The organism is Pseudomonas sp. REB1044, from assembly GCF_038813925.1.
In the GTDB taxonomy this organism is placed as follows: domain Bacteria; phylum Pseudomonadota; class Gammaproteobacteria; order Pseudomonadales; family Pseudomonadaceae; genus Aquipseudomonas; species Aquipseudomonas boreofloridensis.
In genome coordinates this window covers 4025139-4038878 of record NZ_CP046139.1, presented here as the reverse complement: position 1 = coordinate 4038878, position 13740 = coordinate 4025139, and the positions used below count along the sequence as shown (strand labels likewise).

Here is a 13740-nt window from a genome sequence, read left to right as displayed (position 1 = left end):
TCCCCGCCCCGTCGTTGAGGAAGCCCTGCCCATGTCCCAGATCATCCCTATCGCCGCTGCCCTGCTCATCGATCCGGCCGGCCGGACCTTGCTGGTGCGCAAACGCGGCACCCAGGCCTTCATGCAACCCGGTGGCAAGATCGACGCGGGCGAAACGGCGGTGCAGGCCTTGGCGCGCGAACTGCACGAAGAACTGGGCCTGCACATCGATCCCGAGCAGGCGGTGCACCTGGGCCGTTTCAGCGCGCCAGCGGCCAATGAGCCGGGTTTCGAGGTCCAGGCCGAGCTGTTTCGCGTTCACTGCGCCGAGGCGGTGACGCCTGCGGCGGAAATCGAGGAAGTGCAGTGGCTGGCCGCCGACCAGGCCAGCGCCCTGACCCTCGCGCCCTTGACCCGCGACCTGATTCTGCCGCTGTGGCGCGACGCCCTCAACGCACCGCGCTGACCCCATCGAGGGTGGCGAACGAGGTGTCCTTGGCCGTCAGCAGAAAGTCGCGCATGTACGGCGCATCGAGCATGTCGGTGCGCACGGCAGCATAGAGCGTGGCGAACAGGCCCTTGTCGCCCAGGCGCTTGCCCTTCACGTAGCCGCGCGAACTGTACTCGTGCAAGGCCCAGTGGGGCATGCCGCACACGCCACGGCCGCTGGCCACCAGTTGCATCATCATCACGGTCAGTTCCGAAGTGCGCACGGCGGCCGGTTCGATGTCCGCCGGCTCCAGGAAGCGGGTGAAGATGTCCAGCCGATCGCGTTCCACCGGGTAGGTGATGAGTGTCTGGTCGACCAAGTCTTCCGGCACGATGTAGGGCTTGGTCGCCAGCGCGTGCTGATTGGCCACCGCGAGCATGGCCTCGTAGGTGAACAGCGGCACGTAGGTGATGCCGGCCAGGTCCAGCGGGTCGGAAGTCACCACCAGGTCGAGGTCGCCACGGGCCAGCGCCGGCAGCGGAGCGAAAGCGAAACCCGAAGCCAGGTCCAGCTCCACCTCCGGCCAGGCGTCGCGGAATTGATCGATGGTCGGCATCAGCCACTGGAAGCAACTGTGGCACTCGATGGCCATGTGCAGGCGACCGGCGGTGCCGCCGGCCAGGCGCGCGATGTCGCGTTCGGCACCGCGCAGCAGCGGCAGCGTGGCGTCGGCCAGTTGCAGCAGGCGCAGGCCGGCGCTGGTGAAGCGGATCGGTTTGGTCTTGCGCACGAACAGTTGCATGCCAAGACGTTCTTCCAGTTCTTTGAACTGATGCGACAGCGCCGACTGGGTCAGGTGCAGGCGCTCGGCAGCCTCCACAAGGCTGTCGGCCTCGCGCAAGGCATGAAGGGTTTTCAGGTGACGGATTTCCAGCACGTGCAGCTCCGTGAGCAAATTTTGAGGAAAATCAGATGGGGTTGAGTTTCCCTCATGTTGCGCGGTGTGTCGACTGCAGGATTCATGACCGTTCAGCGACCTTAATCAAACTGTCACGCAACTGTGGCAGCGCGCTTTAACGGATTTCATCAGACTCGCGCTCTACTGGGGATTTGCATTCTGGTGTTTCTGTCCATGCGGTACTTTCTGATTATTGTTCTGCTGCTGTGCGGGGGGCCGGCCGGTTTCGCTGCAGGGCGTTGCGATGCCCAGGTGCCGGTGCAGCGCGCCGAGCTGGGGGGGTGAGCCTGGTCTACCAGAGCGTCGGTACGCCGGGCGATCCGGCACTGCTGCTGGTGATGGGCCTGGGCGGGCAACTGATCCACTGGCCGGACGACGTGGTCGAGGCGTTGTGCCGCCAGGGCTTTCGGGTGATTCGCTACGACAACCGCGATGTCGGTCTGTCGCGCTGGAACCAGCCGCCGGCCTCGGCCAACCTCACCGTCGAACTGCTGCGCTACAAGCTGGGGCTGCCAGTGGCTGCGCCTTATAGCCTGACTGACATGGCCGGTGACGGCCTCGGGCTGATGGATGCGCTGGGTATCGAGCAGTTCCATGTGCTGGGTGTGAGCATGGGCGGCATGATCGCCCAGCATCTGGCGGCCATGGCGCCGCAACGGGTACGTAGCCTGACCTTGATCATGTCCAGCTCCGGCGCCCAGGGCCTGCCGGCGCCGAGCGCGGCGTTGGTGCAATTGCTCGCCCGGCGCAGCGCACCGAGCCGCGAGGTCGCGCTGGAGCAGCAGGCCGACTTGTTGGCGGCACTGGGCAGCCCAGCGGTACACGATGACCGCGCGGTGTTGTTGCAGCAGGCCGCGCAGGCTTACGACCGGGCGTTCAATCCGGAGGGGGTCAAGCGCCAGATCATGGCGATTCTGGCCGAGCCGAGCCGGGTACAACTGCTCAACCGCCTGCGGGTGCCGACGCTGGTGGTGCATGGCACGGCCGATCCGTTGCTGCCGGTGATGCACGGCGTGCACTTGGCCGCGCACATCCAGGGCAGTCAACTGCGCTTGATTCCGGGCTTGGCGCACCGATTCCAGGAGCCGTTCAAGGCGCCGCTGCTGGCGGCGGTACTGCCGTATCTGAAGTCGCATCGCCAGGAAACGGCGCACATCGCCGGGCTTTGAGCGGGCTGGCGTCTAGGCCTGGGGCCGCGCCGTCGGTGAGATGCGCTCAGCCCAGACCGTATTTCTTCACCTTGTCGAACAACGTGGTCTTGGCCATGCCCAGCTCCTGGCTGGCCTGGCTGAGGTTACCCCCGGTGCGCTGCAAGGCATCGCTGAGCAGATTGCGCTCGAAGGCTTCGACTGCCTCGGCAAAGCCCAGGCCCTGGCTGCCGCCGGCGCCGGGTTTCTTGAACGCTGGCAGTCCCAGCGCGTAACGCTCGGCGACGTTGCGCAGCTCGCGCACATTGCCTGGCCAGTCGTGGGCCATTAGCCGCGACAGGGTCTGGCTGTCCAATTGCGGCGCTTCACGATCGAAGCGCAGCGCTGACTGCTGGAGGAAATGTTCGAACAACTGGAGGACGTCTTCGCGGCGTTCGCGCAGTGGCGGCAGCTCGAGCGTAACCACGTTGAGGCGGTAGTACAGGTCGCTGCGGAACTGCCCCGTGGAGCCCAGCGCGTCGAGGTCAGACTTGGTGGCGGCAATTATCCGGCAGTCCACCGGGATGCTCTGGTTCGAGCCCAGCCGTTCGAGCGTGCGCTCCTGTAGTACGCGCAGTAGCTTGATCTGCAGGTTGACGGGCATGCTCTCGACCTCGTCGAGAAACAGCGTGCCGCCATTGGCGTGCTCGATCTTGCCGATGCGCCGCTTGCCGGCGCCGGTGAAGGCGTTGGCTTCGTGGCCGAAAATTTCGCTCTCGAACAGGTTCTCCGGCAGACCGCCGCAGTTCAGGGCCACGAACGGCGCGCTCTGACGGCGGCTGAAATCGTGCAGGCAACGCGCGACCAATTCCTTGCCGGTGCCGGTCTCGCCCTCGATCAGTACGTTGGCCGAGGTATCGGCGACGTTGGCGATCAGCTCGCGCAGCGCCTGCATGGCCGGCGAGCGGCCGATGATGCGCGCCTCCAGCGAGCCCTGGCCCGCCAACTGCTTACGCAAGGCCACCACTTCGCGTGACAGCCCGCGCTGCTCCAGCGCGCGGCGCACCACGTCTACCAGCCGCTCCGGCGAGAACGGCTTTTCCATGAAGTCGTAGGCACCGTTGCGCATCGCACCGACCGCCATGTCGATATCGCCGTGGCCGGTGATCAGCACTACCGGCAGGCTGCGGTCGCGGGCCTTGAGACGGTTGAGCAGCTCCAGGCCATCGATGCCGGGTAGACGGATGTCGCTGACGACGATACCGGCGAAATCGTCGCCGATACGTTCCAGCGCCTGTTCGGCGCTGCCCACGCCTTCGCAGGCGATGTCCTCCAGCGCCAGCGCTTGCTGGCAGCCGAGCAGCACGTGGGGGTCGTCTTCGACGATCAGGACGGTCAGGGGAGCTGGGGTCATGGGGACTCTTCATTCATGGTGTATCGGCCGAGTCGGTGGCGGGCGTTGCCAGCGGCAGGCTGAGGACGAACGCGGTGCCGCCGCCGGCAGGGTGTTCGACGCTCAGGGCGCCTTTGGCCGCAGCGGCCAGGCTGGCCGACAGCGTCAGCCCCAGGCCCAGGCCGTGCTCGCCCGGTTTGGTGGTGAAGAAGGGTTCGAACAGGTGTTTGCGCGCTTCATGGTCGATGCCGTGGCCATTGTCGCGTACCCGCAGGCGGTAGCGGTCGCCGGCCAGTTCGCCCTCCAGCCACAGTTGCGGGTGGGCTTGGGCAGTCATGGCGTCCAGCGCGTTGCCGATCAGGTTGACCAGGATCTGTTCCAGCCGGGTCTGGTCGATGGCCAGTGCCTGGTCGTCGAAATCGCGGTGCAATTGCAGGCCGCAGGCACCGATACGGTTGGCCAGCACCTGCAAGGTGGCCTCCACCGCGCTATCGAGCGACGCCAGGCCGCTGTCTTCGCCGCGGCGGGCGAAGGAGCGCAGACTCGCGGTGATCCGGCCCATGCGGTCGATCAGGTCGTTCATGGTGCGCAGATTGGTGCTGGCGGTGTCCAGGGCGCCGCGTTCGAGGAAGCGCACGGTATTGCCCGAGAGCGTGCGCAGCGCCGCCAGTGGCTGGTTGAGCTCGTGGGCGATGCTGGTGGACATCTGTCCAATGGCGGCCAGCTTGCCGGCCTGGACCAACTCGTCCTGGGCGTGACGCAAGGTTTGTTCGGCATGACGGCGTTCGCGGATCTGACCTTTGAGCCGCTCGTTGCTGGCGCGCAGGTCGGCGGTACGCTCGGCGATCCGCCGTTCCAACTGGCTGTTGGCTTCTTCCAGTGCTTCGCGGGCTGCCAGGCGGGTGGCGATCACCTTGCGCCGCTCGTTCCAGGCGATGCCGAGGATCGCCAGCAGGGCGAAGGCGACGCCTACCAGGATGCCCTGGATCATCGACTCGCGGTGCAAGTCCTGCAACGGGGTGAGCAGGGTGAAGTGCCATGGCGTATCGGCCAGACGTCGGGTCTGTGCCAGGTAGGTGACTTCGTGGCTGGCGTCCTGGCCGCTGTCGCGGCTGACCGGGAAGGTGAGCTTCTCCACGCCATCGCCCAGGGCTTCGCGCGCCAGAGGGTGCAGCTCGTTGAGCGGCCACCAGTAGTACTGCAGGCTGCGCGCCAGGTCCTCCTTGACCTGAGGGGTCAGCGGGCGGACCGATTTGAGCCGGCGCGCCGGATCGCTGGAAAGAATGATGATGCCGTTCTCGTCGCTGACGAAGGCTTCCAGGCGCGCGCGCTGCCAGCGCTCCTCCAGCGTGTCCAGGCGCACCTTGATCACCGCCACACCGATGATCCGACCGTGCTCCTCCAGGCCGTGGGCCAGGTAATAGCCGGCCTCGCCAGTGGTGCTGCCGATGCCGTAGAAGCGCCCTGGTTGGCCGCGCACGGCATCTTGGAAATAGGCGCGGAAGGCCAGGTCTTCACCCAAGAAGGAGTCGGGGTCGCGCCAGTTGCTGGTGGCCTGGACCCGGCCGTTGGTGTCCAGCACATAGATGGCCCGGCTGCGGCTGCGCCGGTTCAGGCCTTCGAGGTATTCGTTGACCGCCTGGCGTGGACCGCCGTCGGGGTCGGCGAGCAATTGCGAAACGCTGTCTTCGAGTTCCAGCAGGCTGGGCAAGTAGGTGTACTTGCTGATTTCGCTCTCGACCGTGCGCGCATGCAGCTCGAGCTGGCGTTCGCCGTTCTCGCTGAGGGCGCGGATGCCGTTGCTCTCGCTGATCATGTAGCCGACCGACCCTAGGCCGACCATCAGCAGGATGATCAGAGGCGGTAGAAACAGTTGGCGGATCAGGCGGGATTTCACGGCAGGCTGTGCAGGGCGAAGAAGCGAGGGATCGCATTTCATCACAGTGGCCTTGTCACCACCAGCGTGCGCCGCCTTGGCGGACGGCGCACGCCTGGCGCATCAGTGCTGCAGGATCTTGCTGAGGAAGTGCTGGGTGCGTTCATGGCGCGCTTCGGGTTTACCGAAGAAGTCTTCCTTCTGGCAGTCCTCGATGATGTGGCCCTTGTCCATGAAAATGACCCGGTTGGCGACCTTGCGTGCGAAGCCCATTTCATGGGTGACGCACATCATGGTCATGCCCTCATGGGCCAACTCGACCATCACGTCCAGCACCTCGTTGACCATTTCCGGGTCCAGCGCCGAGGTCGGTTCGTCGAACAGCATGACGATCGGGTCCATCGACAGCGCCCGGGCAATCGCCACGCGCTGTTGCTGACCGCCGGAAAGCTGACCGGGGTGCTTCTTGGCGTGGGCGCCCAGGCCCACGCGGTCGAGCAGGGCCAAGCCTTTCTTGGTGGCTTCGGCTTCGCTGCGCCCGAGCACCTTACGCTGGGCGATGGTCAGGTTCTCGGTGATCGACAGGTGCGGGAACAGCTCGAAGTGCTGGAACACCATGCCGACCCGCGAGCGCAGCTTCGGCAGGTTGGTCTTCGGGTCGGCGATCGAGGTGCCGTCGACCACGATGTCGCCCTTCTGGAAGGGCTCCAGCGCGTTGACGCACTTGATCAGGGTGGACTTGCCCGAGCCGGACGGGCCGCAGACCACCACCACTTCGCCTTTCTTGACTTCGGTGGTGCAGTCGGTCAGTACCTGGAAGTCCCGTACCACTTGTTGACGTTCTTGATGGAAATCATACGGTGATCCTTTTTTGCAGGCGCTTGACCAACCAGGAGGCGGAGAAACTGATGATGAAGTACACGACACCGGCAAAGATCAGGAACTCGTGGGAGCGCCCGATGATGTCGCCGTTGGCGCGTGCCGAGTTGAGGAAGTCGATCAGCCCCACGGTGTACACCAGTGAGGTGTCTTGGAACAGGATAATGCTCTGCTGCAGCAGCAACGGCGTCATCTTGCGAAATGCCTGGGGCAGGATGATCAGGCGCATGCACTGTCCGTAGGTCATCCCCAGGGCTTGGGCGGCGCCCATCTGGCCTTTGGAGATCGACTGCACACCGGCGCGCACGATTTCGCAGAAGTAGGCAGCCTCGAACATCATGAAGGCCACGACGCAGGAGGTGAAGGCGCCGATCGGGGTGTCTTCACCGGTGATCCAGCGCAACACGAAGGGCACGGCCAGGTAGAACCAGGTGATTACCAGCAGCAGTGGGATCGAGCGGAAGTAGTTGACATAGGCCCCTGCCAGGTTGGCCATCAGCTTGCTCGAGGACAGGCGCATCAGCGCCAGCAAGGTGCCCAGCACGATACCGCCGACCACGCCCATGACCATCAGTTGCAGGGTGATCAGCATGCCATCCCACAAGGCTGGCAGTGCGGGGATGATTTCACTGAAATCCAGGTCCATCATTTACCTCCCACGGAAATCAGGCCCGGCACGGCGACTTTCCTCTCGATCAAGCGCATGAGCAGCATCAAGCTCATGTTCAAGGTGAAGTAGATCAGCGTGGCCAGGGTAAAGGCCTCGAACAGGTTGGCGGAGAACTCGGCGGTTTGCTTGGTCTGTGCCAGCAACTCCATCAGGCCGATCAACGACGCTACCGACGAATTCTTGAACACGTTGAGGAATTCGGAAGTGAGCGGCGGGATGATGATCCGATAGGCTTGCGGCAGCAGCACGTTCATGTAGATCTGCGTCAGGCTGAAGCCCATCGCCCGCCCGGCCGATTCCTGTCCGCGGGGCAGGGCCTGGATGCCGGTGCGTACCTGCTCGCACACGCGCGCGGCGGTGAACAGGCCCAGGCAGATGACTACGCTGATCAGTGCCGAGGTGGCCGGGTTGAGATCCTGCTTGAACCATTCCTGCAGGCCTTCGGGCAGCAGGTCCGGTACTAGGAAGTACCAGATGAACAACTGCACCAGCAGCGGTACGTTGCGGAACAGTTCCACATAAGCGGTGGCGATGCCCGATACGAGGCGATTCGGCACGGTACGCATCACGCCCAGCAGCGATCCCAGCAGCAAGGCGATGATCCAGGCTGAAACGGCGATGGCAATGGTCCAGCCCAGACCGGTGATGTACCAGTCCAGGTAGATTTCGTCGCCCACGCCGGTGGACTTGAAGAAAACGCCCCAGTCCCAGTTGTAATTCATCGGGATTTCCCCTCAGACGGTTGTTTCACGGGCACCTTTGAACTTCCAAGGGCGCAGGCGCCCTTGGAAGTAAAGGTTAGACACTAATGAGTGGCCTGTCGGATCGATTGCGGTGCGTTGGAGCACCAGGCCACTAGCTACTGGAGGTCAGGACTTCTTTTCGTCCGCAGCCTTGTCGGTAGGCTCGGCAATCAGCTTTTTCAGTTCGTCGCTCATTGGGAATTGCATATTCAGACCCTTCGGCGGAATCGGCTCCTCGAACCATTTTTTGAAGCTCTTATCGACGTCACCGGATTTGAAGTAGGCGATGATGGCGTCATCCACTGCTTTCTTGAACTGGGCATCGTCCTTGCGCACCATGCAGCCATAGATTTCGTACGACTGTGGCGTGCCGGTGATCGTCCAATCGGATGGCTTCTTGGCCTTGGCCATTTCACCGGCCAGCAGGGCGTCGTCCATCATGAAGGCGACGGCACGACCGCTTTCGAGCATTTTGAAGGCTTCACCGTGGTCCTTGGCGGAGACCACGTTCATCTTCATGTTTTTCTCGGCGTTCATCGCTTTGAGCAGACGCTCAGAGGTGGTGCCCGCGGTGGTGACGACGTTCTTGCCCGCCAGGTCCGGGAAGTCTTTGTACGCCGGCTGACCGTCCTTGGCCTTGGTCAGCAAGCGAGTGCCGACTTCGAAGATGCCCACGGTAAAGCCAACTTGTTGCTGGCGTTCGACGTTGTTGGTGGTGGAGCCGCACTCCAGGTCAACGGTGCCGTTCTGCACCAGCGGGATGCGGTTCTGGGAAGTGACGAGCTTGTAATCGACCTTGATATCGGTGCCAAGCTGCTTTTTCAGCGCCTCGACCACGGCCAGTTGGACATCATGGGAGTAACCCTGAGGAACTTTGCCGCCCGTTAGGTACGAGAAGGGAATGGAAGAGTCGCGATGACCCAGGCTGATGGTGCCGGAATCCTTGATCTTCTTGAGCGTGCCGGTCAGCTCTTCGGCCATGACCGGCGAAGCGATGACGGCGGCGGCGATTGCAGCGCCCAGCAATTGACGAACGATACGCATCAAATTTTCCTCGACGTTTGTTTTTCTTATGGAGCCGTTGGCGGACTCTTCGTTCAACGAACACACCAGTGTGGTATGCGTTCGGCTTCCAAGTGTAGAGCATGACTCGTGCCAAACTCTGATATCGATCATAACGCCTCGAATTTGCTTGGAATTAGTCTTTTCTGACGATCACTTTGGTGCGGGCGCGTACGGGATTCCGATTGCTATGTGGGTTCGCGTTCGGAAAGCCGACCGAGGCTCCACGGTTTTCCGGTGGCTGGCACCATCCCGATACCACCTTGCTTTCCAGCGATTGGGGTGTGCTGCAGGTTTCCACCAGCGAGCCACCCCCATGACATTCGCCCTAGAACCTCAGTCCATCGACACCCTCATCGCCTCGCGCATGCCCCCTGGCTTATGGGCGCCAGTGTGGAGCATCTCACAGCGTTTCGCCGCGCTCTGCGCAGTCAGCAGTTGCATGCCGAACGGCTGAAGGTCCTGCTTCGCTCGATCCCTGCGCTCGATGCCTTCGCCGAGCAGCGCCTGGTGCAGGCCCTCGCGTCCAGAGGCGTGCCCAGCCTGGATGTGCGCCGCGCCACGCTGCGCATCACTCGACAGTTGAAGGCGCCGTCAGTCGGCAACAGTTTGCCAGGCCCGTTCTATCCGCATGTCTCGCGCCAGTCACTGCTAGGGGCGCTACTGCACAACTTTCATGTCGCCGAGACGCGGCCGAGCTTCCTGCGTTCGGGGCTGTTGCGCGATGCGCAGGGCAAGGCGTTGCCGATGGGCTTCGAAGCGTTCGCAGGGTTGTGTCGTCAGTTGGATGTGGGCAAGGCGTATCAGTCGCTGCTGCAACAGCGTCTGCGTCCTGATCAGGGCGACGATCGATCGCCCGGTGTCGGGTGCCAGGCGGTGAACCGCCTGTTCGAAGACAGTCTGCGGTCGAACCTGGAGGTGGATGTTCGCGCCTCCAGGCTCAAGGACGACCTGGATGAGACCAGTTATCTGCAGTTGCTGCCCGTGTTCGCCCACAAGCCCGTGGTGCCCCCCGTGGCGGCGACGCTGCTGCCGTGCCAGCCCTATCTGCTCGGCAAGCGCCTGCGCGGTGTGGTCGGGTTCGAAGTACGCGAGCCGGGGGGCTCCGATGTCGCGGCCGTGTTGCTGTGGATTCCCGGCGACCCTGCACGGCCGTTGCAGCGTCACGCGTCCTGGGAGGCGTTCTATCGGGCGCAAGCCGCGAGTCTGCGCGACGACAGCTACCAAACGTTCTTCTTGCGATTCGTCAGCCAGCGCGACCGGCCCGTGTTCGCCGGTGCGCTGCGCACGCGTTTAGCTGCGTCATCGGCTGCTGACCCTGTGGAGCTGGATGGCCGTGCGCTGCCGATCAAGGACGAACTCTTCGCTTACCTGCGCCAGCAGCACATCGACACGCTGTTCGATGATGCGCGAATACTGGCGGTACCCACTGGTGATGAAGACGAAGACGATCGACGTGAGCGTCTGGACAATTACCTGTCACTGGGTATGGATGTACTCGGCATGGCCGGGCTGTTCGTGCCGCTGTTGGGCCAGACCTTGCTGGCCATTGGCGTGGTGCAGATTGCCAAAGAAGTCTTCGAAGGGTTCGAGGACTGGCAGATCGGTGATCGGCAGGGCGCTATCGGTCACGTCCTGAACATTGCCGAGCAGTTGACGCTCGGTGCGGCCGTATCGGTGGGCGGCGCCGCGCTCGCCAAACGGCTGCCACGTCTGGACTTCGTCGACGCGCTGGCACCGGTTCGTCTCGACAACGGCGAACTGCGGCTGATGGATCCGCAACTGAGCGGCTACGCCCAGCCCGATGCGGCAGACGGGATCGTCATGGCGCACACCCGCTACGTGATGAGCGGTGACAGCCTCGACGGCTCCGCGCGCCTGCTGCATCCGTCACGCGTTGAGGCCTACAGCCCGCGGGTTGAGGACAATGGCACGTCTGGCTGGCGTCATGAGCTTGAACGGCCGCAGTGCTGGCAAGGCCCGCGCCAGTTGTTGCGCAGATTCGGCGATGGCTTTGCCGACCTTCCCGACCGGGTTGCCGAGGATCTGTTGCAGGTCACCGGCCTGAGCGAGGACCAGTTGCGGCGCTTGCACCTGGAAAACGCTGCGGCACCCGCTCGGCTGGCCGATCTGGTGGATCTGTATCGTCTGCACGAGGCGCAGCCGGGGTTGGAGGCTGCGGCCTTGGAGGAGCAACAACGACTGCGTCAGGGCTCAGCCGCCGCTAACGAGCGCGTGTTGATGGGCAGTTTCCCGGGGCTGACATTGCGCACCGCTCGGCAGTTGCTGGAGCATGCCGCTACGGCAGATATCGAACATCTGACCCGCCGCCAACGGGTGCCGCTGTCCATTGCCGAGCATGCCCGCTGGGCCTTGCGTGAGCGTCGCTTGGACCGTGCCTGTGCCGGCCTGCGCTGGCCGTGGCTCGCCGGCCCAGACAGCGAGCAACTGGCGCTTGGCTTGTTGGACAGCTTGGCGCCCTGGCCTGATTCGGTGCGCCTGGAGGTGCGCGAGTCAGCCGGCGATGGGCGGTTGCTGGCCAGTCATGGCCGCTTGGAAGCCCGCGACGTGCGCGCAATCATACGGTCTGTCGACGGATACCGGTCGAGTAGTGTGGATGCCGCGTCGCCGCACCTGATCGGTGCATTGCAGCACTGCCTCAGCGACCCGCAGAAGCTCATTCTGGGCCAGAGTGCGGCGAGCGAGGCCGCACTGCTGGCGAAAGTGGCCAGCACTATCGATCGCGATCTGGCCGCTTCGTTGTTGGGCATGACTGGACGCCAACCTGCGTTCGCACCTCCGCGCCGATTTGCCGATGGCCGCTTGGGTTATGCGCTCAGTGGGCGTGGCGGGGGAGAGCGCCAAGCCCTGCGCCGTGGCATTCATCAGATCTATCCGACCCTGAGCGACAGCCAGTTGAATGCGTATCTGGAGTCTCTTAGTCAGCGGGGAATCGGTTTGTGGGAGCACTACACCCAGTTGCAGGACCAATTGAGTCGCCTGCGTCAGTCGCTGGCGAACTGGCAGCGAAACTGGTCGAACCCCCTCGATGCGCTGCGCCGTCGTCGCGTGGCGAACGCGATTCGGCGCAGTTGGCGGCGCAAGGTCACCGATCGGTCGGACGATTTCGTCCTGCTCATCGATGGCGAATCGGTCGGCAGCCTGCCCAGCCTGCCCGACGACATCAGCTTCGCCCACGTCCGTCGCCTGTGCCTGCGCAACATGCGGCTCGAGATGATCGACAATGACTTTCTCCAGCGTTTCGAAAACCTGGTGGAGTTGGACCTCAGCGGTAATCGGCTGGACACCGTTGCGCAGGTTATCGGGCAAATGACGCACCTGCGTGTACTGCGTCTGGCCAACAACCAGATCACCCTGACCGCTGCCAGCGAGCGTATTCTGGGTGCGCTACGGGGGCTGGAATTTCTCGACCTGAGCCACAATCCGCTGGGGAGGGCCCCGGTGTTGACCCACTTGCGACGATTGCGCGATGTGCGCCTGCGCAATACCGGACTGGAGTCCTTGCCCGATGGGATCAGTTGGCGCGGCACCGTGGACGTGCGTGACAATCGGATTCGCCAATTGCGCCAGGACCTGATCAACCTGCGCGAGCAAATGGAGCAGGTGGCCTTGCATGACAACCCCTTGGACGAGGCCAGCGAGGCGCTGGCCGACAGCGCCTCTGGGCACGTCTCTGGCGGGCGTGGCAGTCCCACATTCCGGCATTCGGTCGTCGATATCTCTCTGAGAGATGCCTGGGTGGGTAATGTCAGCACGCAACTGCGCGAACGTCGTCGTGGCATCTGGGCAGCGCTGCAAGACGAACCGGGATCATTGGACCTGTTCAGGTTCCTCGCCGACTTCCTGGATACCGAAGACATGGATGCCCACCCACAGTTTTACCGCAAGCGCGTCTGGCGCATTCTCGAGGCGTGCGAGCAACACGCCGATCTTCGCCAGCGGCTGTTCATGGAGGCGGCGGGGCCTGGCACCTGTGAGGATCGGCTGCTGCTGGTGCTCGAACAGATGGAGGTGGCCGTGCTGGCCGAGCGGGCACTCGCGCAAGGGCCTGGGTCCAGGTCCGAAGCAAGTCTGGTCGAACTCGGTCGCGGCCTTTTTCGACTCGACGAAGTCGACCGCATCGCTTCCCGGCACATCGCCCAGATGCGTGAGCAGGCGATGCCGCTGGTGGATGACATCGAGGTCCGGTTGTTTTACCGACTCAGGCTGATGCGGCCGCTGGAGCTGCCCATCGCTGATGACGAGATGCATTACGACAGCTTTGCCCACGTCTCCACCAGTCAACTGGCGGCGGCGCAACGCGAAGTGCTGGCGGTGGAGACTCCGAGCGTATTGGCTGACTCGATCGCTCAGCGACCGTTCTGGGCCAAGCATGCGCGGGAATTGCACAGTATCCGTTTCGACAATCTGGCCGAGCAGTTCCACGGCCGTCTGGAGGCGCTGCAGTCTCAGGTCGAGCGACAGACGATCGATGAGTGGACATACGAGGTACGCAGCCGCGGCCTCAAATATGAGTACGAGATCGCCGAGCACCGCCTGCTGCGCACCCTGGCCGAAGAGGCGTTGCGCCGTACCAGCTAATGTCTGAAGGCCGGGGCCGCA

Annotated in this window: 8 protein-coding genes and 2 pseudogenes; 3 read left to right on the top strand and 7 right to left on the bottom strand. The window is 63.6% G+C overall.

Annotated features, from left to right (window positions below):
• The first annotated feature begins 31 nt into the window (after positions 1-31).
• A complete protein-coding gene (locus GKC70_RS18425; RefSeq protein WP_317871229.1) occupies positions 32-445 on the top strand; it encodes an NUDIX domain-containing protein in 414 nt (137 codons plus the stop codon).
• Here the strand turns inward: GKC70_RS18425 and metR are convergent.
• On the bottom strand, positions 429-1346 hold the full coding sequence (gene metR, locus GKC70_RS18420) for a transcriptional regulator MetR (RefSeq protein ID WP_039575916.1): 918 nt from the start codon (positions 1344-1346) through the stop codon (positions 429-431). The genes GKC70_RS18425 and metR overlap by 17 nt on opposite strands.
• Positions 1347-1541: 195 nt before the next feature.
• Between metR and GKC70_RS18415 the strand changes: the two are divergent.
• A pseudogene (locus GKC70_RS18415) lies at positions 1542-2536 on the top strand (alpha/beta hydrolase).
• 46 nt (positions 2537-2582) lie between these two features.
• Here GKC70_RS18415 and GKC70_RS18410 read toward each other — a convergent pair.
• The 6 genes and pseudogenes from GKC70_RS18410 to GKC70_RS18385 form a co-directional block, all read right to left on the bottom strand.
• Positions 2583-3857, bottom strand: a complete 1275-nt coding sequence (locus GKC70_RS18410) for a sigma-54 dependent transcriptional regulator (RefSeq protein ID WP_342651550.1) — start codon at positions 3855-3857, stop codon at positions 2583-2585.
• Positions 3858-3921: 64 nt separating this feature from the next.
• On the bottom strand, positions 3922-5826 hold the full coding sequence (locus GKC70_RS18405) for an ATP-binding protein (RefSeq protein ID WP_342649513.1): 1905 nt from the start codon (positions 5824-5826) through the stop codon (positions 3922-3924).
• A gap of 60 nt (positions 5827-5886) precedes the next feature.
• Positions 5887-6620 (bottom strand): annotated as a pseudogene (locus tag GKC70_RS18400) (amino acid ABC transporter ATP-binding protein).
• Positions 6617-7288, bottom strand: coding sequence for an ABC transporter permease subunit (locus tag GKC70_RS18395; RefSeq protein ID WP_342649512.1), 672 nt, complete (start codon positions 7286-7288; stop codon positions 6617-6619). The pseudogene GKC70_RS18400 and the gene GKC70_RS18395 overlap by 4 nt, the downstream one beginning before the upstream one ends.
• Positions 7288-8034, bottom strand: a complete 747-nt coding sequence (locus GKC70_RS18390) for an amino acid ABC transporter permease (protein ID WP_342649511.1) — start codon at positions 8032-8034, stop codon at positions 7288-7290. The genes GKC70_RS18395 and GKC70_RS18390 overlap by 1 nt, the downstream gene beginning before the upstream one ends.
• 147 nt (positions 8035-8181) lie before the next feature.
• Complete coding sequence (locus GKC70_RS18385) at positions 8182-9099, bottom strand: glutamate/aspartate ABC transporter substrate-binding protein (RefSeq protein WP_342651549.1); 918 nt, start codon at positions 9097-9099, stop codon at positions 8182-8184.
• A 411-nt stretch (positions 9100-9510) separates the two neighbouring features.
• Between GKC70_RS18385 and GKC70_RS18380 the strand changes: the two genes are divergently transcribed.
• A complete protein-coding gene (locus GKC70_RS18380) occupies positions 9511-13719 on the top strand; it encodes an NEL-type E3 ubiquitin ligase domain-containing protein (protein ID WP_342649510.1) in 4209 nt (1402 codons plus the stop codon).
• Positions 13720-13740: the final 21 nt, after the last annotated feature.